This is a genomic window from Rhodoferax sp. XS2R6, assembly GCF_056521365.1.
In genome coordinates this window covers 194,130-215,599 of sequence record NZ_JBWMAY010000005.1, presented here as the reverse complement: position 1 = coordinate 215,599, position 21,470 = coordinate 194,130, and the positions used below count along the sequence as shown (strand labels likewise).

General features: G+C 60.9%; 19 protein-coding genes. 11 read left to right on the top strand and 8 right to left on the bottom strand.

Translation table 11 applies throughout. The features are described 5' to 3' along the window. The first annotated feature begins 28 nt into the window (after positions 1–28). Both AC097A_RS17015 and AC097A_RS17010 read left to right on the top strand, forming a co-directional pair. On the top strand, positions 29–814 hold the full coding sequence (locus AC097A_RS17015) for an ABC transporter permease subunit (protein WP_479621779.1): 786 nt from the start codon (positions 29–31) through the stop codon (positions 812–814). Between the two features lie 53 nt (positions 815–867). Further along, positions 868–1,764, top strand: a complete 897-nt coding sequence (locus tag AC097A_RS17010) for a DMT family transporter (protein ID WP_479621746.1) — start codon at positions 868–870, stop codon at positions 1,762–1,764. 119 nt (positions 1,765–1,883) lie between these two features. Here the strand turns inward: AC097A_RS17010 and AC097A_RS17005 are convergent, their stop codons facing one another. After that, a complete protein-coding gene (locus AC097A_RS17005; protein WP_479621745.1) occupies positions 1,884–2,030 on the bottom strand; it encodes a hypothetical protein in 147 nt (48 codons plus the stop codon). 281 nt (positions 2,031–2,311) lie between these two features. Here AC097A_RS17005 and AC097A_RS17000 point away from each other — a divergent pair, with 281 nt between their 5' ends. Continuing rightward, on the top strand, positions 2,312–7,099 hold the full coding sequence (locus AC097A_RS17000) for a hypothetical protein (protein WP_479621744.1): 4,788 nt from the start codon (positions 2,312–2,314) through the stop codon (positions 7,097–7,099). A 107-nt stretch (positions 7,100–7,206) separates the two neighbouring features. On the opposite strand, the gene AC097A_RS16995 is transcribed toward AC097A_RS17000, so the two are convergent. From AC097A_RS16995 to AC097A_RS16985, 3 genes are all read right to left on the bottom strand, one after another. After that, positions 7,207–8,148, bottom strand: coding sequence for a CysB family HTH-type transcriptional regulator (locus AC097A_RS16995; protein WP_479621743.1), 942 nt, complete (start codon positions 8,146–8,148; stop codon positions 7,207–7,209). Between the two features lie 146 nt (positions 8,149–8,294). After that, positions 8,295–9,482, bottom strand: coding sequence for an MFS transporter (locus tag AC097A_RS16990; protein ID WP_479621742.1), 1,188 nt, complete (start codon positions 9,480–9,482; stop codon positions 8,295–8,297). Beyond that, positions 9,482–10,408, bottom strand: a complete 927-nt coding sequence (locus tag AC097A_RS16985; RefSeq protein WP_479621741.1) for a TauD/TfdA dioxygenase family protein — start codon at positions 10,406–10,408, stop codon at positions 9,482–9,484. The genes AC097A_RS16990 and AC097A_RS16985 overlap by 1 nt, the downstream gene beginning before the upstream one ends. 208 nt (positions 10,409–10,616) lie before the next feature. On the opposite strand from AC097A_RS16985, the gene AC097A_RS16980 reads away from it, so the two are divergent. The 5 genes from AC097A_RS16980 to AC097A_RS16960 are packed head-to-tail and all read left to right on the top strand — an operon-like array spanning position 10,617 to position 15,564. Continuing rightward, on the top strand, positions 10,617–11,630 hold the full coding sequence (locus tag AC097A_RS16980; RefSeq protein ID WP_479621740.1) for an ABC transporter substrate-binding protein: 1,014 nt from the start codon (positions 10,617–10,619) through the stop codon (positions 11,628–11,630). Continuing rightward, positions 11,627–12,481: an ABC transporter ATP-binding protein gene (locus AC097A_RS16975; protein WP_105261877.1), complete on the top strand. Its 855-nt coding sequence runs from the start codon at positions 11,627–11,629 to the stop codon at positions 12,479–12,481. The genes AC097A_RS16980 and AC097A_RS16975 overlap by 4 nt, the downstream gene beginning before the upstream one ends. Then, the gene (locus AC097A_RS16970) at positions 12,474–13,313 is read left to right on the top strand and encodes an ABC transporter permease (protein ID WP_479621739.1); all 840 of its coding nucleotides are present in this window, start codon (positions 12,474–12,476) and stop codon (positions 13,311–13,313) included. The genes AC097A_RS16975 and AC097A_RS16970 overlap by 8 nt, the downstream gene beginning before the upstream one ends. A 54-nt stretch (positions 13,314–13,367) precedes the next feature. Next, positions 13,368–14,720, top strand: a complete 1,353-nt coding sequence (locus AC097A_RS16965) for an LLM class flavin-dependent oxidoreductase (RefSeq protein WP_479621738.1) — start codon at positions 13,368–13,370, stop codon at positions 14,718–14,720. 58 nt (positions 14,721–14,778) lie between these two features. Continuing rightward, positions 14,779–15,564, top strand: coding sequence for a flagellar brake protein (locus AC097A_RS16960; protein WP_105261874.1), 786 nt, complete (start codon positions 14,779–14,781; stop codon positions 15,562–15,564). A 5-nt stretch (positions 15,565–15,569) separates the two neighbouring features. Here AC097A_RS16960 and AC097A_RS16955 read toward each other — a convergent pair whose 3' ends face one another. From AC097A_RS16955 to AC097A_RS16940, 4 genes are all read right to left on the bottom strand, one after another. Further along, the gene (locus tag AC097A_RS16955; RefSeq protein WP_315849297.1) at positions 15,570–15,866 is read right to left on the bottom strand and encodes a hypothetical protein; all 297 of its coding nucleotides are present in this window, start codon (positions 15,864–15,866) and stop codon (positions 15,570–15,572) included. 72 nt (positions 15,867–15,938) lie between these two features. Continuing rightward, positions 15,939–16,154 carry a TOBE domain-containing protein gene (locus AC097A_RS16950; RefSeq protein ID WP_105261872.1) on the bottom strand — a complete coding sequence of 72 codons (216 nt, stop codon included), beginning with the start codon at positions 16,152–16,154 and terminating at the stop codon, positions 15,939–15,941. A 37-nt stretch (positions 16,155–16,191) separates the two neighbouring features. Continuing rightward, on the bottom strand, positions 16,192–16,782 hold the full coding sequence (gene ssuE, locus AC097A_RS16945) for an NADPH-dependent FMN reductase (protein WP_315480402.1): 591 nt from the start codon (positions 16,780–16,782) through the stop codon (positions 16,192–16,194). 80 nt (positions 16,783–16,862) lie between these two features. Then, on the bottom strand, positions 16,863–17,876 hold the full coding sequence (locus AC097A_RS16940; RefSeq protein WP_315480403.1) for a sulfate ABC transporter substrate-binding protein: 1,014 nt from the start codon (positions 17,874–17,876) through the stop codon (positions 16,863–16,865). Positions 17,877–18,267: 391 nt separating this feature from the next. Between AC097A_RS16940 and AC097A_RS16935 the strand changes: the two genes are divergently transcribed. The 3 genes from AC097A_RS16935 (at position 18,268) to AC097A_RS16925 (ending at position 21,356) form a co-directional block, all read left to right on the top strand. Then, positions 18,268–19,572, top strand: coding sequence for an ABC transporter substrate-binding protein (locus AC097A_RS16935; protein ID WP_105261869.1), 1,305 nt, complete (start codon positions 18,268–18,270; stop codon positions 19,570–19,572). An 82-nt stretch (positions 19,573–19,654) separates the two neighbouring features. After that, complete coding sequence (locus tag AC097A_RS16930) at positions 19,655–20,515, top strand: carbohydrate ABC transporter permease (RefSeq protein ID WP_105261868.1); 861 nt, start codon at positions 19,655–19,657, stop codon at positions 20,513–20,515. A 10-nt stretch (positions 20,516–20,525) separates the two neighbouring features. Next, positions 20,526–21,356 (top strand): carbohydrate ABC transporter permease, encoded by an 831-nt coding sequence (locus AC097A_RS16925; protein WP_479621737.1) that lies wholly within the window; start codon positions 20,526–20,528, stop codon positions 21,354–21,356. The last annotated feature ends 114 nt before the right edge of the window (positions 21,357–21,470 follow it).

Below are 21,470 nucleotides of genomic sequence, written 5' to 3'. Positions count from 1 at the left end.
CCCGCAAGCCGGGCCACGCCTGGTGAAGATGCGCAACTTCGGCATTGGTGAAAAGTCCACGGTCACCATCAGCGTGGCCACCGGTGCCGCCCTGTTGCTGCTGTGGTGGGCCATCACCCAGGCAGGGCTGGTGCCCAAGCTGTTTTTGCCAACGCCGGCCGAAGTGCTGTCGCTGGGCGTCGAAATTTTCCGTGAAGGTTATGCCAACGCCACACTGTGGGAACACGTGTCCGCCAGCCTGGGCCGCATTCTGTCGGCCGCGGTGATTGCGGTGTCCTTGGGCATTCCCGTGGGCCTGCTCATGGGGCTGAGCCGTTGGGCCAAGGGCGTGTTCTCCACGCCCATCGAGTTTTACTGGCCGCTGCCGCCCCTGGCCTACCTGCCGCTCATGATCATCTGGCTGGGCATTGGCGAGACCTCCAAGATCGTGCTGCTGGCCTTGGCCATGTTTGCGCCCGTGGTGCTGTCAGCCCAGGCTGGCGTGCGCTCGCTGCCGCAAGAGCGTGTCAACGCGGCCCTGTCGCTGGGCGCCACGCGCTGGCAATTGTTCAAGGACATCGTGCTGCCCTCGGCACTGCCTGAAATTCTCACCGGCATCCGCATTGCGTTGGGCGTGGGTTGGAGCACGCTGGTGGCGGCCGAACTGATTGCGGCCACGCGTGGCATTGGCTACATGATCATGTCGGCTTCGCACTTTCTGGCTACCGACGCGGTGTTTGTCGGCATCGCCGTCATTGCGCTGTGTGCCTTCGCGTTCTCGTTCAGCATGCGCCTGCTGGAGGGCTGGCTGGTGCCCTGGAAGGGCAAGCAGTAAATGTGGCGAGCATCGCCATAGTGGTGTCGTGTGGCACCGCTACCATCAGGCGCATGCCGCATTTCTTCTCCCGCCTGCAAGAGGGCAACCCGCGCAGCATCACCGCCATGCTGCTGGCCGTGATGCTGTTCTCAGCCATGGACACCATCATCAAGGCCCTGTCCGCCCACTACCCGCCGTTGCAGATTGCCGCCATGCGCGGCGCACTCACGCTGCCGCTGATTGCGCTGTGGATCCAGTGGCGCGGTTCTTGGGCCGCCGTCTGGCAGGCACGCTGGCCGCTGCACCTGCTGCGCGGCGGCTTGGTCATTGCCATGTTGGTGCTGTTCACCTATGGCGTGCGCGGTCTGCCGCTCACCAATGCCTACACCCTCATGTTTTTTGCCCCGCTGTTGATCACGGTGCTGGCCTGGCCTGTGTTGGGCGAGCGCGTGCCGCGCGCGCACTGGTGGGCCGTGGGCGGCGGCTTGCTGGGTGTGCTGGTGGCGCTGCGCCCCAGTGCCGAAGGTTTTGCCAGCTGGGCGGGCCTGGCGGTGCTGGGCGCGGCGGTTTGTTATGCGGTGTCGGCTGTGGTCACGCGACTATGCAGCCGCACTGATTCCAAAGACAGCCTGGTGCTATGGGTCATGGTGATCTTGACGGTGGTGGCCGGTGCGCTGGCCGCACCGCTGTGGCTGCCGCTGCAGTCGCATCACCTGGCGCTGTGGTCGGGGCTGGCGGCGTCGGGCTTTCTGGCGCAGCTGGCCATTACCGAGGCCTTTCGCCACGGCCAGGCCAGTGCCGTGGCCCCGTTTGAATACACCGCCCTGGCGTGGAGCTTGGGCATCGACTGGCTGGTGTGGCAGCAGCTGCCCGACGCCTTCACCCTGCTGGGCGGCGCCATCATTGTGGGCAGTGGCTTGTATGTGCTGCGGCACGAGCAGGTGCACGCCACGGCAGAGCACCCCTAGGCACCAGCGTCAGGCGCGGCACGCGAACCTGCGCGGGCGGGGACTGGTCTGCGTTCCACTGGCGCCAGCTCACCTCGCGAATGCGCAGCCACTGCTGTTGCGGCGTGAACGCAGCCACCTCACACCCTTTGCACGGGCAAGAGCAACAGCTGAATGGCGACCATGGACACGGCCACCCACAGCAGCGCCGCACCCAGCGACACCAGCAACTCGCGCGTGCTGAATGGGCCTTCCTGGTTTAGATCGGCAATATCGTAGTCTTGCATGCAGCACCTCCTTTGCATCGTTGTTTTAGATGGCTTCATTGTGCGAAGCAGGGGTTACCAGGAGAAGGAATAAAACGGAGCGTCTAAATGCGGAAAACATATATGGTTTGGGCGATCAGGGGAGTCGTTGCAGCTGACCCATTGCTTCCGCTTGAGCTGCCTTGCCGAATGATCGAAGCCTGACACTAATCGCTCCAGTGTTGACACATTTCCAATGTCATTGGGATGGCGCGCGCTGCTCCTGTCAGAATGACCCGTAGAACAACAATGGAGGGCAGCGTATGGCAACGCTGACGCAAGTACATACAGCTCAAGAACCAACGGCGTTACACGTCATCTTCATTCACGGCCTTGGTGGCGAAGCGCGATCTACCTGGATGCGCACCCCGACGGACCATCAGACGCTTTGGCCCAGCTGGATAGGTGAAGACGTCGGATGCAATGTTTGGGTCGCAGGGTATGGTGCTTCTCTTTCAGGCTGGACTGACGCGGCCATGCATTTGACCGATCTTGGCGAGGCCTTGTTCGCTGCCCTCCAAGCGGAACCGACACTGCGGGGCAGCAGATTGGTGTTGATAGGTCACAGTCTTGGTGGATTGGTTATCAAGTCAGGAATGACTCAAGCCGCGTCACTCGGCGATCCTCGGAGGATTGCATTACTCGACACGATTACTGGGGTCGTTTTCGTCGGAACTCCTCACCAGGGTTCAAGTCTGGCCACGGTGGCAGACCAGCTGCGCCTATTTCTTAGAACAAACCCTCAAGTCACCAATATGGTGAGCGATGATGCTTGGCTTAAGTTGCTGAATGGGCAGTTTCGCAACCTGCAAGATCAGCGCCGCTTTGATGTTCGTGTGTTCTTCGAGACCAAAGGCCTATTTCTCGGTCGAAAAATCTTTGGCTTCTCATTTGGCCGGCGACAGTTGATTGTTGATCGCAACAGTAGCGACCCGGGCATCGCCGGTGTCATACCTACTGGAATTGAAGGTGATCACATTGAGATCGCCAAGCCGAAGTCACGCCAAGAACTCGCGCACAAAGCCTTAGTTGAATTTTTGACTGAGGTGTCCGACATCCCTTCCGCAGCCCTCATGGTGGTGGAGTCTGCTGGCACTAATTTGCCTGAGATCAACGAACTATCAGCACGCTTGCGCAATGCATCATCACCATTGCTGAGATGGCCAAGCACGTTACCCGACGGCACATGGCTCCCACGCCCAGAACTAGACGCGTTAATTGCCAATATTGATACTGAGGCAACTAGCACGCACTTTTTGCTAGGCGATCCAGGATGCGGAAAGTCGTCGCTGTTGGTTCGGTTGGCGCAGGAGAAGCAAGCCATTGGGTGGATGGTCTTGGCCATCAAAGCCGACCGTCTCCCTCCTGATCTACTGGATCGAGAAGCACTCGCACGGCATTTAGACCTCAACGCAGATACGGCGATGGTCTTGCAACGGGTTGCAAAGTGCGGCCCCGTGCTTTTGGTCATTGATCAAGTTGATGCATTAGCTGACTTAGTCGTGCAACAGTCCGCCCGGTTGCGTGTTTTGCTTGATCTTGTACAGGACCTCTCTGAGGTACCCGGCATGCATACTGTCATCTCTTGTCGTAGCTTTGAGCAAAAGCACGACCCAGCCCTTCGAAATCTGGATGCCACGGTTTTGACGCTGGAGTTGCCCGACTGGTCAGACGTATTGCCGGTCTTGTCTGCCCGAGGACTCCAAGCGGACGCGTGGAACCAAGACCTTCAGCAGGTCTTACGTTCTCCTCACGCTTTGGACATATTTCTATCGTTGCTTGAAGGAGCAACTGAGCCGGCGGCTCTGAAGAGTTTCCAGGGACTACTGGAAAAGCAATGGGAGACGCTGGTGCTCAGCGATGCCACTGGGAAGCGCAGGGCCACGCTACGGCATTTGGCGAAACTGATGGCAGACCGCGAGGTGCTTGGGCTGCCATTGGCAGTAGTAGAGGACTATTTCGCGGAGATTCAGGCGCTAGCGGCGATTGGACTGCTGCGCCTGGATCATGGCCCTGGGCGGGTGGAGTTTCGGCACCAAACGCTGTACGAATTTGTCCGAGCACGCAGCTTTCTTGAGGAGAGTGGTAGCCTTACCGAAACCGTGCGAACCCAGCAAAGCAGCCTGCGCATCCGCCCGCAGTTGTGGCATGCCCTCGGATACTTCCGCATTGCAAGTCCTGAGGACTACGGGGTAGAGATCGGCAGACTGTGGGCAGCTGACCTGCGACCGCATCTAAAGATGCTTCTGATCGAATTTTTGGGGCGACAGACGGCACCGCTGCCCGCTGAGAAGCGTCTGGTAGAGCAAGCGATGGCGGACAAGTGGTTTCTGCCTAGATTTATTGGGGCCGCAGTCGGAAGCCCGGGATGGTTTTCAGTTCTAGCGCCAATACACCTCCCCGCTTTGATGTCTCTGGCAGACGACCAAGCCCAGGTGTTGTTGCCGTTGCTTCGGCAGGCCTTGCACTTTGACGCAGACGCCGTCGTTGACCTAGTATGCCGGTACTGGCTATCTAGCCAAACCCGAGACGTGTTGAGCTGGCAGGTGCTGGGCGTCGGAGACGTGGTGCCGCGAATAGGTCTATGGCTAGACAGCCTCGTCATGATTACTGGACGAACGCCAATTTCCGAATGGGCCATAAGACACCTAGCAGGCGTGGTGAGTGCGGCCGTACCAGAAGAAGCACCAAGACTCGTGGAGGCATGGTTCAAGCGTCAAATTGACTCCGCCAAGGCGCAATTACATGGGGGCCCCAGCGACGAGGCCATTGCCGCGGATGTATCCCAGGGTGTTCAGGCAATTCTTGAGGCGCGTCAGTTCCACGATCTGGAAGCAATCGCTGAGGCTTCCCCAAAGCCTTTCGTTTTATCTATATGGCCACTGCTAATCGAAGGCTTGTGCCTCTGCACATCCGATGCGCCGGGTGTTGTGGTTGGGTATCGGCAAAGTCGCGGATTGGCCTTTCAAGAACTGGACGACGAAGAGTCACGCCAGGAGCGTCCGCTATTGCGTGCGGTCCAATTGGCCTTGCAAGCATGGGCGGAGACTGATCCTGCAGGCTATCTTGACTTTGCCGATTTGCATGCAGACTCAGAGCTATTAGTCATACATCGACTGTTGTCCATCGGCCGAGTCCGACTTTGCAGTCTCTTTGCGTTACGAGTATTTGAGTATTTGATCGCTGACTCTAGGCGACTGGTACTCGGCCCTTACACCGATGTTCATAAGGAAAGTATTGCTCTGATCGCAGGCATAAGCCCCTTTCTCGACAATGCCTGCCTTGCATGTCTTGAAGCGATGCTTATCGATTGGCAATATTACACAGACTCGGCGCGAGCAGATGCTGACGCCAGCGTTCGACACCGAAGACTCCAATCAGCACGACAGCATCGCTTGCAGCTATTGCGCGCAGTGCCAGTTGCCCAGCGCAGCTCCGACCTGAAACGGCTAGTAGACGAAGAGGAGCGTGCATTCCCTAGCTTGAAGAACCATGACATCCAGTACACGGGGATGCAGTGGATTGGAAGCCCCGTAAGCGCAGAACAGATGGAGAAGGCTACAGATGCCGATGTCCTAAACCTATTTAATGAATTGACGGATGAGTCTGCATGGGACCATCCACGGTTCATCATGAAAGGGGGGGCGATCCAGGCGGCGCGCGAACTGGCCAACCTCGCAAAGAAGGACCCAGCTAAGGCACTTCGAATCGTGCAGGCTCTCGCTCCGGGACGCAACGAGATTCCGGTTGCTGCTGTATTGCGCGAACTGGTGCCGGCCGGCCTGACGGCCTCCGCGTTTTATTCCTTAGTGGCCGAGCTCGAAGACAAAGGGTTTACTGGTGCAGATTTTCGACATGATGCCGCGTACGCATTGGCGAGCGTCGCTAGCAAAGAAACCCCAGTTTCAGACGCCTTGATTGATCGCTTGGAGCGCTGGCTGAATCCGATCACGCCCGAATCTGACCAAGATGGTAGAAGTGACTCCGAGGACAACCAGTCTTCGGTACTGTGGGGTCATGGATCGATAGCTGCACTCCCGAGTGGGAACTATCCGGTGCTTAGTGCTCTTACGGCATCATGCCTATCTTCAGAGCCACCACGCATTGAGCGCTGGCTCGAAATTCTCGAACGACATACGACACGAACTGAATCCCCAAAAGTGTGGGAGGCGCTACTCCCACGAGAATTATTAAGTCTGGGGATGGCGGAACGCTTGCGAGCTGAATTGCTGGTCGACAAGCTAGTTGATGGAGTACCTGCCGTAGTGAGCGGGCCTGCCTGGGTTCACTTCGTTGCTCATGCCTACCGTTGGGCTTCCGCTGCATCAGTACAGCGGTGGGTCATGCGTAATTTGGGTGACGCAAAGAACAGCCAAGGTGCAGGTGAATTGGTCGGCTTGCGACACGCACAATTCCCCGCGGAGAGCTGGCCGCGTGAGCTTGCTTACTCACTTGTAGCCGGCGGTTCGCCTTTGACCACAATTGGCCTGGCACATAGCGTGGCCCATCTTTGGCATGCGCCAGTTACTAGGCCTGTTGTTCATCCTCTCCTGTTGCAACTGCTTTGCACTAGCGACGAACCCGTTCTAAATGCTTTGTCGGCAGTCTTTTTAAACGATGGCTTTGTCGCTGACACAGAAACCCGAGAGTTGCTAGACGCGTTTGCGGCTTACCCCAACGTGCTGAAAAACGGCCGCGCGGAGCGCCTCCCTGAATTGTTAGTCAAGTTGGTAGCCGCAGAGCCTGAGCGGGTGTGTCGGGTGGCCCATGTACTGCTTGACACCGCAGGCGACCAGATGGGCAACATCGCCACGTCGTGGTATTTGAGTACTGAGTGGCTGCTAGATATCGCCTTGCAGCTTCAAGATATGGGAGCGAGGGAGCGAGCTGCTGGGTCGATGCTATTTGAGCGCATGCTGGAGTTCAATATGCCGCAAGCGCGGGAGATGACGCTGGATTTGGACAAACGCATGCCGGTCGGCGATAGCCCGAGAGCTCCGGTCCGGCGTAGGTCGCGCCCCAGGAAACGTGGACAGATGCTGCGCACATGACCGCCCAGAGTGCAGCAAAGCGGATCAATCCCGATCAGCGAAAGTCTCACTATCTGGCCCGCTCCCCGCTTTAAACCCAGCGCCGTGCTTACGGCACTGGCGCTAACTCACACTTCCAGCGGCGCCTCGTTTACCAACGCCTTCGCCACCACATCCTTGCTAAGCGTAGGCACAAACGTCTCAATAAAGCGATAGGCATACCCCCGCAGCCAAGCCCCTCGGCGCAGACCCAGCCGCGTCACGTTCACCTGGAACAGGTGGCCCGCGTCGAGGATGCGCAGGTGTGCATCGCGTTCCTCGTCCACTGCCACCGATGCGACGATGCCTACGCCCATGCCCAGCTCCACATAGGTCTTGATCACGTCGGCGTCCATCGCGGTCAGCACCACCTCGGGCCGTAGGCCGGCGGTGGCAAAGGCGTTGTCGATGTGTGCGCGGCCGGTGTAGCCCAGCTCGTAGGTGATGATGGGATAACGCGCCAGTTGTTCCAGCGTCACCGGCCCGTCTTGCGCCAGCAGGGGGTGGCCGGGGGGCACCACGATGCTGTGCGTCCAGCGGTAGCAAGGCAGGGTGACGAGTTGCGGGTAATCGGCCAGCGCCTCGGTGGCCACACCAATGTCGGCCTCGCCCGAGAGCAGCATGGCCGCCACCTGCTTGGGCGAACCCTGGTGCAGGTGCAGCGTGACCTTGGGAAACTGGTCGCGAAAATCCTTCACCACATGCGGCAGCGCGTAGCGCGCTTGCGAGTGCGTGGCGGCCACTGACAGCTGGCCTTCCAGTTGGGCGCTGTAGTCTTGCCCGGCGCGCTTGAGGTTGTCCGCGTCCAGCAGCAAGCGTTCGACGATGGGCAGCAGGTCTTTGCCCGGCGGTGTGAGCCCCGTGAGCCGCTTGCCAGCACGGCCAAAAATCTCCACCCCCAGCTCTTCCTCCAGTTCGCGGATCTGCCGGCTCACGCCGGGCTGCGAGGTGTGCAGCATGCTGGCCACCTCGGTCAGGTTGTAGCCGCAGCGCACGGCTTCGCGGACGGATCGGAGTTGCTGAAAGTTCATGTGATTGCTATCAAAACAGAAGCTGCTCGCGCATATTCTGCGGGGGCTACAGGCCAATTTGGCTTGTAAATGAGGGTTAGATGGCCGGTGAGGCTCTGACTCTACGGGGAGTCCCTCAAAACTCAAAAGAACAAGAAATTGATTCCTTACGCCGAAATCATCTGAGCCCGTGCTGGCTGCCGGTAGGCCAGCCAGGCCACGCCCGCAAACACGGGCACAAACAGCAAGAACACAGTCTGCAGCCCCACCACGGCCCCCAGCGTGCCGCCCAGCAGTCCACCCACCAGGCCGCCACTGGGCCCGGCCAGCGCGCTCAGGCCCGACACCCGGCCGCGCCCCAGCCGTGCGCCCACCTGGGCAAATTGCGTGAGGGTGTGGATTTGCAGCAGCCCCAGGCCCACACCCAACAGCGCGCCGCCCACCCACAGCCAGGCCATGTGCTGCGCCAGCGCCAACAGCAGCAGGGCCAGCACGGCCAGTGCGCCCCCGCCCAGCACCGTGGCGCGCGGGCCCAAGCGGCTGACCGCCGGGCCCAGCAGCAACAGCGCAGCAATAAAGCTGGCGCCTTGCACGGCCACCAAGCTGCCCGCGCCCAGGGCCGGCAGCCCCAGCTGCTGCACCGCAATCACCACGATGTAGAAGGCGTAGTACATATGCGCGGCCTGCACCGCACACTCTTGCGCGGCCAGTGCCCGCACCTCGGACACCTGCCACAGGGCGCGCACCGACTGCAACATGGGCATACGCGGTGCGTTGCCGGTGGCGGTTTGTGGGTGGTGGTTCAGCACCGGTGCCGCCAGCAAGGCGGTGGCAAAAAACATGGCGCCAATGAGCCAGTAGCTACCCGCGTGCCCCAGCGCCGGAATGGCGGCCGCCGCCAGCACCGGCCCCAGCAAAAACATGCCCGACATATGCGCCCCGCGCTGCCAGCCCGCACGTCCCTGGCCCAGGCGCTCCAGCGCCACCATAAACACGGTGTTGAGCGAGACAAAACGCAGTGGCATCAAGAAGCTGATGAGCGCCGTGAGCAGTAACAGGTAAAGGGCGTCTGGCACTGCCGGTATCAGCACATACAACACGCCCATGGCCCAGCTGCCCGCCACAAACAGGCGCGCCGGGCCAAAACGCTCCACCCAGAAGCCCACCGGCAGGCTGGTGAACACAATGCCCACCGACTGGGCACCGGCCATGGCGGCCAGCAGCCAGCCCTGGGCACCCAGCTCCAGCGCATACAGCGTGGTGGTGAACTTGGCCAGGCCCACGCTGATGCCCATGAACAGGGACAGCAGCGCAAAGCGCAGCAGAAAGGCGTTGCGCTCCAGAAAACCGCTCATCAGGCGGTCTGCGCAGGCTGTGTGCTGCTGCCTACCGCAAAGCTGCGTCGGCCATCCACCGACACCGGCACCTCGCCGCGCACGGTCACGCGGCGCACCACGCGGTGCTGCTGGCCGTAGTCGTTGATGGCGTAGTGTTGGGTAGCGCGGTTGTCCCAGATCGCCACATCACCCGTGGTCCATTGCCAGCGCACGGTGTTCTCCAGGCGCGTGATGTGGTGCTGGAAGACCTCGAACAGGCGGTCCGAGTCGTGCGTGTTGTAGCCCACCAGGCGTTTGATGAAGTGGCCCGCCACCAATGTGCGTTCACCAGTCTCTGGGTGCACGCGCACCAGCGGGTGCTGGGCTTCGATCAGGCGGGCGCGGAAAACCTCGCGGTAGTGCTGCGCGCCAGCGTCATCGGGTTCCACACGCGTGGCGGCGTAGTCGTAGTCGTTGCTGTGCACGGCCCACAACTTGTCGGCTAGGGCCTTGAGTTCTTCGGGCAGCTCGTCGTAGGCCGTAGCAGTGTTGGCCCACACCGTGTCGCCACCCGATTCGGGAATGGTCACCCCGCGCAGCACCGACACCTTGGGGTAGTCCGCATCAAAGGTCACGTCGGTGTGCCAGGAGTTGGCGCGCCCACCATGGTTGGAGTCCAGCTCCAGGATATGGGTGCCGCTGCGCGAGGGCACCGTGGGGTGGGCCACCACATCGCCCCACAGGCTGGCAAAGGCCTGCTGCTCGGCATCGTCCAGGTGCTGCTGGCCGTGGAAAAAGATGACTTTGTGTTTGAGCAGCGCCTGGTGGATGGCGGCAAAGGTGGCGGGGGGCAACTGGCCCGAGAGGCGCACGCCGTGGATGACCGCGCCAATGCGACCAGCCAGGGGACGCACCTCGATGGCAGCGGCGGTGGTGATGTGGGGATGTTGCAAGACAGCAGACATGAAAACTCCTTGGTGAGACAGCGTTGAAAGACAAGAAAAGCGAGAAGGCGCTGCCATCGTAGGAAGCCAATGCGCCCTTGCGAAGCGCGCAATTCGCATGTCGATATGCGCTGCGCAAGCCCGCATAAGCAAGCGTGTTTTTCTTCGTTGTTGTTGGCATGTGCCGTCTTTACGCTGCACTCCCATCACCAACCGATAAGGACTTTGCATGCGACCACTTTTCAAACTTTTAACTGCCACCGCCGTGGCACTCGGCTTTAGCGCCACCGCGTGGGCCCAAGAGGCTCTGGAGGTCTCGGAGATCCGTTACCAGGGCAGCGTGGGCACCGTGGTGTGGATCGAACTGGCTGACCACCTGGGCTACCTGGCCCCCCTCAAGCCCAAGTGGGTGGGCAACACCATCAGTGGCCCGCAAGACGTGCAGGCGGTGGTGACCAACGACATTGACATTGGTGGCGCCTTCAACGGCGCGCTGGTCAAGCTGATTGCCAAGCGTGCGCCGGTGAAAGCGGTGATTGGTTACTACGGCGTGGACGACAACACCTGGAGCGGTTACTACGTCAAGAACGACAGCCCCATCAAAACCGCCCGCGACCTGCTGGGCAAAAAAGTGGCCATGAACACCCTGGGCGCGCACCACGACTTCATCGTGCGCGAGTACCTGGAGCGCAACAAGGTGACGGACGAAGAGGCCAAACAGGTCACCTTCGTCATCACCCCACCGGTGACGGGTGAACAGGCCCTGCGCCAAAACCAGGTGGAGGTGACCACGCTGGGCGGCATCTTGCGCGACAAGGCACTGGAGCGTGGCGGCATCCGCCCGCTGTTCACCGACCGCGACCTGTTTGGCAACTTCACCGCAGGCTCTTATGTGCTGCGTACCAAGTTCATTGAGCAAAACCCCAAGGCGTCCAAACATCTGGTGAGTGCGATTGCCCGTGCCATCGAGTGGGCGCGTGTCACACCGGCGCCCCAAGTGCGCAGCACGTTCGAAGGAATCATCAAGGCGCGTGGCCGTGCCGAAAGCGCCGATGCCATCCAGTACTGGAAGAGCACGGGCGTTCCCTCCACGGGCGGCCTGGTGCTGGACAAAGACCTGCAGGTCTGGATCGACTGGCTGGTGAAGGAACAGATCGTGAAGGCCGGCCAGATCAAACCGACCGACCTGTACACCAACGCCTTCAACCCCTACGCCAATGGCGCCAAGGTGGCTGCCAAATGAGTACCGCCAAGATCCGTTTTGAGCAGGTGCACAAGGAGTTCACGGTGCGCGCCGAAGAGGGCGGGGCCGCCCAACGGTTTGTAGCGCTGGACAACGTCAGCCTCGATGTGCGTGCAGGCGAATTTTTGGTGCTGGTGGGCCCCAGTGGTTGCGGCAAGTCCACGCTGTTGGACCTGTTGGCCGGGCTGACCCTGCCCACCAGTGGCCGTGTGCTCATTGATGGCAAACCCATCACCGGCCCGGCCCGGGACCGCGGTGTGGTGTTCCAGCAGTACGCGCTGTTTCCTTGGCTCACGGCCCTGGACAACGTGGCCTTTGGCCTGGAGATTGCAGGCCTGGGCCGCAGCGAGCGCCGTGCCAAGGCCGCGGCTTATCTGGACCTGGTGGGCCTGAGCGCCTTTGCCCGCCACTACCCACACGAAATGTCGGGTGGTATGAAACAACGCGTGGCCATTGCGCGCAGCCTGGCCTACGAGCCGGAGGTGCTGCTGATGGACGAGCCTTTTGCCGCGCTGGATGCCCAAACCCGCGAGACCCTGCAAGAGGAGTTGGTGGACATCTGGCACCGCACCGGCAAGACCATTGTGTTCATCACCCATGGCATTGACGAGGCGGTGGTGCTGGGCCAGCGCGTGGCGGTGATGACCTCGCGCCCCGGGCGTATCAAAGAGATTGTGGACATCCCCGACACCCTGCGCGCCGACACACCCGACGTGCGCTCACTGCCCCTGTTTGGCGAGCTGCGCCACCAAATCTGGTCCCTGTTGCACGACGAGGTGGCCGCCGCACGCCAGCAGCGCCGTGCCCGTATCGCAACCCTACCCGCCCGCAAGGAGAGTTTCCATGTCTGATGTTTCGTTGACCGCGGGCAATGCCCCGCTGGTATTGGCCCCACCCGCGCCATGGCTGCGCTTGCTGCGCCAGGTGCTGAACCTGGGTTGGCGTTCCGCGCTGATCATTGCGCTGGCTGCATGGTGGGAGTTGGCCCCGCGGCTGGAGCTGACCGACCCGGCCTTCTTTCCGCCGCTGAGCGAAGTGCTGGCCGCAGGCTGGGCCTTGGCCTTGAATGGCCAGCTCTGGCAGCACACCTCGGCCAGCGTGGGGCGTGCTGCGGGTGGTTTTGCCATTGCCGTGGTGTACGCCGTGCCACTGGGCCTGGCGATTGGCTGGTACCGGAGCCTGGGCCATTTCCTGAATCCGCTCATCGAGCTGTTGCGCAATACGGCTGCCTTGGCCCTGCTGCCCGTCTTCATTTTGTTGCTGGGCATTGGCGAGGTATCCAAGGTGGCCATGGTGGTCTACGCCTGCTCCTGGCCGCTGTTGCTCAACACCATTGCCGCCGTCAAACAGGTGGACCCGCTGCTCATCAAGTCGGCTCGCACCATGGGGGCGAGTGCGCGGCAACTGTTCCTCAAGGTCATCTTGCCGGCCTCGGTACCGACCATTTTTGTGGGTATCCGCCTGGCCAGCGCCACCTCTATTTTGGTGCTGGTGGCGGCCGAGATGGTGGGCGCCAAGTCGGGCCTGGGCTACCTCATCATTTACGCGCAATACAGCTTTTTGATTGCCGACATGTACTTCGGAATCATCGCCATCACGCTGATTGGCGTGGTCTTTAACGCGCTGCTGCAAGTGACCGAGCGCCGCCTGACCGCCTGGAAGCCAGGCGCCAGCAACACCTGACCCCGGCATCACCGGCCCCTTCTTTTCACATCTTCATACCTACAAGGAACTGTCATGTCACAACGCCAACTGCGCCTGGGCGCATTCATCATGGCCACCGGCCACCACATCGCCGCCTGGCGCCACCCCGGGTCACAAATCGACTCGGGCACCAACATTGACCACTACATCGAGGTTGCCAAAACCGCCGAGCGCGGCCTGTTTGACCAGGTGTTTGTGGCCGACAGCCCGGGCCTCTGGTTTGAGGGCGATGACGAAGCCTTCAGCCGCCAGGGCCGGGTATCGCACTTTGAGCCGGTGACGCTATGGGCCGCGCTGGCCGCGGTGACCAAACACATTGGTTTTGTGGCCACCGCCTCCACCACCTACGAAGACCCGTATTTGCTGGCACGCAAGTTTGCCTCGCTGGACCACATCAGCAAGGGCCGTGCGGCCTGGAACGTGGTGACCACCAGCGCCGAGAACGTCTATGGCAACTTTGGCCTGGACAAACACCCCGACCCGGAAACCCGCTACGAACGCTCCCACGAGTTTGTCGATGTGGTGAAGGGCCTGTGGGACAGTTTTGAAGACGACGCCTTCAGCCGCGACCCGGCCAGCGGTGTGTACTTCGACCCGGCCAAGCTGCACACACTGAACCACGTGGGCAAACACCTGAAGGTCAAAGGCCCGCTCAACATCGAACGTTCGCCCCAGGGTTACCCGGTCATCGTGCAGGCCGGCTCGTCCGAGCCTGGCAAGGAACTGGCTGCCGCCACCGCCGAAGCCATCTTTACCGCCTGGACCAGCTTGGCCGAGGCGCAAGCGTTTTATGCCGATGTGAAAGGCCGCCTCGCCAAGTACGGCCGCCGGCCCGAACAGCTGCTGGTGCTGCCCGGCATCTCGCCCGTGGTGGGCCGCACGCAGGAAGAGGCCGATGCCAAGTGGGCAGCATTGCAAAAGCTCATCCACCCCTCGGTGGGTCTGAGCACCATCGCACCCTTCTGGCCCGGTGAAGACCTCAGTACCTGGGACCTGGATGCCCCGCCGCCCTACATCCCGCAGCCGCCCCTGGGCCGCAACAGCCGCGCCCACGTGGTGCTGGAACTGGCCCGCCGCGACAAGCTCACCGTGCGCCAGCTCTACGAGTATTTGGCCGGTGCGCGTGGCCACTGGGTGGTGGTGGGCACGCCCGAGAAGATTGCCGACGAAATTCAAAGCTGGTTTGAGAACGGCGCAGCCGATGGATTCAACGTCATGCCGCCTGTGCTGCCCGAGTCGCTAGACGACTTTGTCGACCTGGTCATCCCCGAGCTGCAGCGCCGCGGCCTGTTCCGCACGAAATACGAAGGCAGCACCCTGCGCGAAAACCTGGGGCTGGAGCGACCGGTGAACCAGTTCACCGTGCGCAAACAGAAGGCGGCGTAAACGCGGGGGCTATTCCTCGCGTACAGTGGTTGTGTAGACCCACTTCACACCACACACGATGAATAGCTTGCAAGTTGAGCCGCGCGATTGGGGGGCAGACGCACCGTCTGAGAGTCGCGATGAGGGCCAGACCACGGCAGAAGCCGCAGGCAGCACGCCACAGGAAACCTTCCCTTTTGACGCCATGAACCTGAAGGTGGGCGACCGCCTGCAGGTGCAGCCCCCCGCCACGGTTTCTACCGAGCGCAGCCCGGTCAAGCTGATTGGGTACCTGCAAGACCAAAGTTTGCTGATCACGGCGCCCACCACGGGCGGCAGTGTGCCCATGCAGGTAATGCCTGGCGACCAGCTCATCATGCGGGTCTTCTCAGGCCAGAACGCGTTTGGTTTTGCCTGCGATGTGCAGCGGGTGTGCCGGGTGCCCTACAGCTACCTGCACATTTCCTTTCCCAAAAAAATCCAGGGCACCGTGATCCGCAAGGCCGCCCGTGTCAAAACCAAAATCATCGTGAAGGTTCGCGCCGAACAGGGCGACACGACCGAACACACCGCCGTGATTTCCAATTTAAGTGCCAATGGCGCCTTGCTGGACGGGCGGCGCACCATGGCCGAGACCGGTGACACCCTGCGGCTCAGCTTCAAGCTCAAGCTCCACAACATAGAGGCCGAACTGTCTGTGGCGGCTATGGTGCGCACGGTGTTTGACGATGAGACGCTCAAACAAAGCGGCACCTCGCTGGCCCACTTTGGCCTGCAGTTTGTAGCGCTGGACCCCAACGACCAGATGCTGCTGCAGAGCATGGTCTACCAACACATGATCGAACGGCCCCAGTCGGTGGTGTAGACGGATTAGCTGCGTTGCAGCGACCACCAAATGGCCAGTGCGATGAGCGCCACCAGCGCGAAGCTGGCCAACATCCAGCGCTGAATGTGTCGCTCTTTGGCGCAGCCGCCGCAGATACGCACCGTATTGCCGCGGCTCATGAAGCGAAGTGGAACGGACTTGGCGTCCGCTCCCAGGTGGGCACCACATTGGTGGCACAGGCCCCGGCTGCGCCACCCCTCGCTGCGGCGTTCGCGCCATACCGATAACACCATGAGCACCAGCGCGGTGAAGGCGATGACGAGAAAGCCGATCTTGGACATGGGGGGCGATGCTGGGCGGGCGCGGTGGTTGACAACCGGCCTAGCTTAGCGGCTCGCGCCGCCCCCCTCAGATCACAGCTTGGCGATGGACACCTCGGTCGATTTGACCAGGGCCACGACGTCGGAGCCGATCTGCAGTTGCAGGTCGTCGACCGAGCGGGTGGTGATGACCGAGGTGACGATGCCCCAGGGGGTTTCGACATCGATCTCGGAGACGACGTCGCCACGGATGATTTCGCGGACTTTGCCCTTGAACTGGTTGCGGACGTTGATGGCTTGGATGGACATGGGGATTCCTGAAAAAAGTAAATGAAGGGTGGAGGGCTCAGGAGCTGTACTGCACCTGCGAAAACGCCACCGGCGCAAACCGGGCGGCTATGGCCAGGCCGGGCTGCAGGGTTTCGGTCACCAGGGTGTTCACGGCGTCGTCCAGCCGGCGCCCGATGTCGGTGCCGACCTGGTAACTGCCGCTTTCCGACACTGCAACCTGCGCATCGGTGGCGTAGATGCCGGGCAGGATGTGTTTGGCCCCCAGCGACTGCAGCACTGGGCGCAGCGAGTAGTCCAGCGCCAGCATGTGGTGCGGGCTGCCGCCGGTGGCCAGGGGCAACACCACCTTGTTTTTAAAACCGTCCTGCGGCAGCAGGTCCAAAAACACCTTGAGCACGCCGCTGTAGGCCGCCTTGTAGACCGGCGTGGCGACGATGACCACGTCCGCCCGCGCCACCTGGCCCGCAGCCTGGCTGATGGAGGGGTGGCCAAAGTCGGCCAGCAGCAGGGCCTGGGGTGAAAGGTCCCGCACGCGCAGCCGGTCCACCTGCACACCACGCGCCTCCAGCCGTTGGCCCGTGGCCTCCAGCAGGGCGGCGGTGCGCGAGCGCTCCGAAGGGCTGCCCGCAATCAAAAGTACCGACATGAAAACGCTCCCTGAGGTGATTTTGCTATTTAATTAGGAGCTGCTTGCGCATACTCCATAAGGGCCAGAGGCCAATTTGATTACTTTTTGGTGTAGATCTGGTCAAAGCTGCCGCCGTCGGCAAAGTGTTCTTTGTCCGCCTTGTCCCAGCCGCCAAAGGCCTGGTCGATGGTGAACAGGTTGATCTTGGGGAACTGCTTGGCGTACTTGGCCTGGGCCTTGGCCGAGACGGCGGGGCGGTAGAAGTTTTTGCCCGCAATGTCCTGGCCTTCTTCGGTGTACAGGTACTCCAGGTAGGCGGTGGCCACGGCGCGGGTGCCCTTTTTGTCCACGTTTTTGTCCACCACGGCCACAGCGGGTTCGGCCAGGATGCTCAGGCTGGGGGCGACGACGTCAAACTTGGCGCCAAATTCCTTTTCCAGCAAATAGGCCTCGTTCTCCCAGGCGATCAGCACGTCGCCCTGGTTGCGCTGGGCAAAGGTGATGGTGGAGCCGCGCGCGCCGGTGTCCAGAATCGGCACGTTGGCAAACAGCTTGGTCACAAATTCCTTGGCTTTGGCGTCACTGCCGAACTTGCGCTTGGCAAATTCCCAGGCCGCCAGGTAGTTCCAGCGGGCGCCACCGCTGGTTTTGGGGTTGGGCGTGATCACCTTCACGTCGGGGCGGATCAGGTCGTCCCAGTCCTTGATGCCCTTGGGGTTGCCTTCACGCACGGCCAGCACGATGGTGGAGGTGTAAGGCGAGGCGTTGTGCGGCAGGCGCTTTTGCCAGTCCTTGTTGATCCAGCCGCCGTTTTTGGCCACGGCGTCGGTGTCGCCGGCCAGGGCCAGCGTGGCCACATCGGCCTCCAGGCCGTCGATGATGGAGCGGGCCTGTTTGCCCGAACCGCCATGGCTTTGTTTGATGCTCACGTCCTGGCCGGTTTTGGCTTTCCAGTGTTTGGCAAAGGCGGCGTTGAATTCCACGTACAGCTCCCGCGTCGGGTCATACGACACATTGAGCAGCTCGACCGACTTTTGGGCAAAGCTGCTGGCGGCAGTGGCCAGCAGGCCGGTGGCAAGGGCCAGGTTCAAAACAAGACGGCGGTGGGCCATAACAACACTCCAAAAAAAGCAACGCAACAGTGCGATGGGGTGGATTCTGGAAGTGCGTCGTTAAAACAGGAACTACTGTTTTCTCAGTTCTTAATTACCTAAACATCTGTAGATGGGGTGTCCAAGCCCCTTTTGACGAGGGGCTGCGCCGGCTTGCTGCAGCCCGTGGGCTGGGGTAAAACCCTCAGGCCGAACTTCGCCAAAATTTCCCAATATCAATACGTTCTGGCGTGTATGTGGGAAAACCCTAGCTAGTTGGCGCATGGAAATACATGCAATCGTGCCAAAAGTATCAACCCCCCGGGGGGGGGACTTCTACTATTCAGCCCTGTCGATGCATCGCTAGGCATTGGCTGATGACCCCGGACTTTCAACAACAGGAGACAGATTCATGAAACTCAAAGCATCTCTCGCTTTGGCCTTTGGTTTGGTGGCTGGCGCCGCCTTTGCGCAGACAGAACTCGTCGTGGCCACCGTGAACAACGGCCACATGATCGAAATGCAGAAGCTCAGCAAGAACTTCGAAACCGCCAACCCCGACATCAAACTGAAGTGGGTGACCCTGGAAGAAGGCGTGCTGCGCCAGCGCGTGACCACCGACATCGCCACCAAGGGCGGCCAGTTCGATGTGATGACCATCGGCATGTACGAAACCCCGATCTGGGGCAAAAAGGGTTGGCTGCAAGAGCTGAAGACCGACGCCAAGTACGATGCAGACGACATCCTGCCCGCCATGCGCAACGGCCTGTCGGTCGACGGCAAGATGTTTGCCGTGCCTTTCTACGGCGAATCCTCCATGCTGATGTACCGCAAGGACTTGGCAGACAAGGCTGGCATCAAAGTGGCTGACAAGCCCACCTGGACCGACATCAAGGCCCTGGCCGCCAAGATCCACGATCCCAAGAACGGCGTGTACGGCATCTGCCTGCGCGGCAAACCAGGCTGGGGTGACAACATGGCCTTCCTGACCACGCTGGTGAACACCAACGGTGGTCAGTGGTTTGACACCAGCTGGAAGCCCCAACTGGAAAGCAAGCCCTGGAAGGATTCCATCAACTTCTACGTGGACCTGCTGAAGAACTACGGCCCTCCCGGCTCTTCTGCCAACAGCTTCAACGAAATTTTGGCGCTGTACAACGAAGGCAAGTGCGGCATGTGGATCGACGCGACCATCGCAGCGTCTTTCATCACCGACCCCAAGCAGTCCAAGGTGGCTGACAAGGTGGCATTTGCACAAGCACCAACGGCCGTGACACCCAAGGGTGCCAACTGGTTGTGGGCCTGGGCGCTGGCCATTCCTTCGGGCACCAAGAAAGTGGACGCAGCCACCAAGTTTGTGACCTGGGCAACCTCCAAGGAATACATCGAGCTGGTGGCCAAGACCAATGGCTGGGCCCACGTGCCCACCGGTACCCGCAAGAGCACCTACGCCAACCCCGAGTTCATGAAGGCTGCCAAGTTTGCCGCTGCTGAAAAAGCCGCGATTGACTCTGCCAACCCCAATGACAGCACCTTGCCCAAGAGCCCGTACGTCGGTGTGCAGTTTGCTGCCATCCCCGAGTTCCAGGCGATTGGCGCGACCGTGGGTCAGCAAATGAGCGCAGCCCTGGCTGGCAAGACCTCGGTGGACGCGGCCCTGAAGGCTTCTCAAGTCGCGGCAGACCGCGAAATGAAGAAGGCTGGCTACTACAAGTAAGCATCTCTCTCCGGTAGCTTGACTTTAGGCGCGCGGGGCAACCTGCGCGCCCTTTTCCGCAAATTTGCCCGCGAGGCTCCCCATGAACCGCTTCATACCCCGTGCCCTCATGGCACCGGCCGTCATCTCACTCTTCTTGTGGATGATCGTGCCTCTGGTGATGACCATTTATTTCTCGGTCATTCGCTTCAACCTGATGCAGCCGGAACAGACGGGCTTTATCGGTCTGGAGAATTTCGAATACTTCATGACCGACCCGTCCTTTGGCACGGCCGTCATGAACACCTTGCTGCTGCTGGGCAGCGTGATCCTCATCACCGTGGTGCTGGGCACGCTGATTGCGCTGCTGATCGACGAGCCCTTTCCGGGCCGCGGTCTGGTGCGCATCCTGCTCATCTCGCCCTTCTTTGTGATGCCCACGGTGAATGCGCTGCTGTGGAAACACATGATGATGAACCCCATCTACGGCGTGTTGGCGCAGGTGTGGATCTTCTTTGGCGGCACGCCGGTGGACTGGCTCACCGACTTCCCGCTGTTCAGCGTCATCATCATCGTGTCCTGGCAGTGGTTGCCATTTGCCACGCTGATTTTCATCACCTCGCTGCAAAGCATGAACCGCGAGCAGCTCGAAGCCTCACGCATGGACGGCGCCAACTACCTGCAGCAGCTGCGTTACCTGTACCTGCCGCACCTGGCACGTTCGGTGGCCATCGTGGTGATGATTGAAATGATCTTTTTGCTCAGCGTGTTTGCCGAGATCTACACCACCACCGGTGGCGGCCCGGGCGACGCGAGCACCAACGTGGCCTTCCTGATCTTCAAGCAGGCGCTGCTGAACTTTGACGCCGGTGTGGCTTCGGCCGGTGCCCTGTTTGCGGTGGTGCTGGCCAATATTGCCGCGGTCTTTTTGATCCGCATGGTTGGCAAAAACCTGGACAAGTGAGCACATTCCCATGACACAACGCAAAACTTTTTCCTGGCTGTTCTGGCTGCGCACGCTCACGGCGTGGGTGGTCACCTTCATGCTGTTCTTCCCCCTGGGCTGGCTGGTGCTCACGGCTTTCAAAACCGAGTTGCAAGCCATCTCGGTGCCGCCGCTGGTGTTCTTCACGCCCACGCTGGAGAACTTCGAGATCGTGCAAGAGCGCAGTGATTACATGCTCTACGCCACCAACTCGCTGATCACCAGCGTGGCCTCCACCGTTCTGGGTTTGATGCTGGCTTTCCCAGCTGCGTACGCCATGGCCTTCTTCAAGGGCAAGTACACCAAGGACATCCTGATGTGGATGTTGTCCACCAAGATGATGCCCGCCGTGGGCGCGCTGGTGCCGGTGTATGTGATGGCGCAAACCAGCGGCCTGCTGGATACGCGTACTGGCCTGGTGATTGTGTTCACGCTGTCCAACCTGCCCATCATGGTGTGGATGTTGTACTCCTACCTCAAGGAGATTCCGGCCGAGATTCTGGAAGCCTCGCGCATGGACGGCGCCACGCTGTGGAACGAGTTCCGCTACGTGCTGCTGCCGCTCACCATGGGCGGCCTGGCCTCCACTGGTTTGCTCACCCTGGTGCTGAGCTGGAACGAAGCCTTCTGGTCGCTCAACCTGAGCGCCGCCAAGGCCGGCACGCTGGCCACACTGATCGCCTCCTACTCCAGCCCCGAAGGCCTCTTCTGGGCCAAGCTGTCCGCCGCCTCTTTCATGGCCATTGCACCCATCGTGGTGTTCGGCTGGTTCAGCCAAAAACAATTGGTGCAAGGCCTGACCTTCGGCGCCGTGAAGTGATGCACACCCCCCGGCTTGCCCACTTCGTGTGGCCGCTTTCCCCCTTGCAGGGGGCGGTGCCAGCAGCCCGGCTAAGCCGGTTCTGCGGCACCCCTGGTATGGGTGTTCGGCACT

Bases quoted from the DNA above. Each gene is read 5' to 3' on its own strand.
- AC097A_RS17015 (WP_479621779.1), top strand. From the start codon at position 29: ATGCGCAACTTCGGCATTGGTGAAAAGTCCACGGTCACCATCAGCGTG.
- AC097A_RS17010 (WP_479621746.1), top strand. From the start codon at position 868: ATGCCGCATTTCTTCTCCCGCCTGCAAGAGGGCAACCCGCGCAGCATC.
- AC097A_RS17005 (WP_479621745.1), bottom strand. From the start codon at position 2,030: ATGCAAGACTACGATATTGCCGATCTAAACCAGGAAGGCCCATTCAGC.
- AC097A_RS17000 (WP_479621744.1), top strand. From the start codon at position 2,312: ATGGCAACGCTGACGCAAGTACATACAGCTCAAGAACCAACGGCGTTA.
- AC097A_RS16995 (WP_479621743.1), bottom strand. From the start codon at position 8,148: ATGAACTTTCAGCAACTCCGATCCGTCCGCGAAGCCGTGCGCTGCGGC.
- AC097A_RS16990 (WP_479621742.1), bottom strand. From the start codon at position 9,482: ATGAGCGGTTTTCTGGAGCGCAACGCCTTTCTGCTGCGCTTTGCGCTG.
- AC097A_RS16985 (WP_479621741.1), bottom strand. From the start codon at position 10,408: ATGTCTGCTGTCTTGCAACATCCCCACATCACCACCGCCGCTGCCATC.
- AC097A_RS16980 (WP_479621740.1), top strand. From the start codon at position 10,617: ATGCGACCACTTTTCAAACTTTTAACTGCCACCGCCGTGGCACTCGGC.
- AC097A_RS16975 (WP_105261877.1), top strand. From the start codon at position 11,627: ATGAGTACCGCCAAGATCCGTTTTGAGCAGGTGCACAAGGAGTTCACG.
- AC097A_RS16970 (WP_479621739.1), top strand. From the start codon at position 12,474: ATGTCTGATGTTTCGTTGACCGCGGGCAATGCCCCGCTGGTATTGGCC.
- AC097A_RS16965 (WP_479621738.1), top strand. From the start codon at position 13,368: ATGTCACAACGCCAACTGCGCCTGGGCGCATTCATCATGGCCACCGGC.
- AC097A_RS16960 (WP_105261874.1), top strand. From the start codon at position 14,779: ATGAATAGCTTGCAAGTTGAGCCGCGCGATTGGGGGGCAGACGCACCG.
- AC097A_RS16955 (WP_315849297.1), bottom strand. From the start codon at position 15,866: ATGTCCAAGATCGGCTTTCTCGTCATCGCCTTCACCGCGCTGGTGCTC.
- AC097A_RS16950 (WP_105261872.1), bottom strand. From the start codon at position 16,154: ATGTCCATCCAAGCCATCAACGTCCGCAACCAGTTCAAGGGCAAAGTC.
- ssuE (WP_315480402.1), bottom strand. From the start codon at position 16,782: ATGTCGGTACTTTTGATTGCGGGCAGCCCTTCGGAGCGCTCGCGCACC.
- AC097A_RS16940 (WP_315480403.1), bottom strand. From the start codon at position 17,876: ATGGCCCACCGCCGTCTTGTTTTGAACCTGGCCCTTGCCACCGGCCTG.
- AC097A_RS16935 (WP_105261869.1), top strand. From the start codon at position 18,268: ATGAAACTCAAAGCATCTCTCGCTTTGGCCTTTGGTTTGGTGGCTGGC.
- AC097A_RS16930 (WP_105261868.1), top strand. From the start codon at position 19,655: ATGAACCGCTTCATACCCCGTGCCCTCATGGCACCGGCCGTCATCTCA.
- AC097A_RS16925 (WP_479621737.1), top strand. From the start codon at position 20,526: ATGACACAACGCAAAACTTTTTCCTGGCTGTTCTGGCTGCGCACGCTC.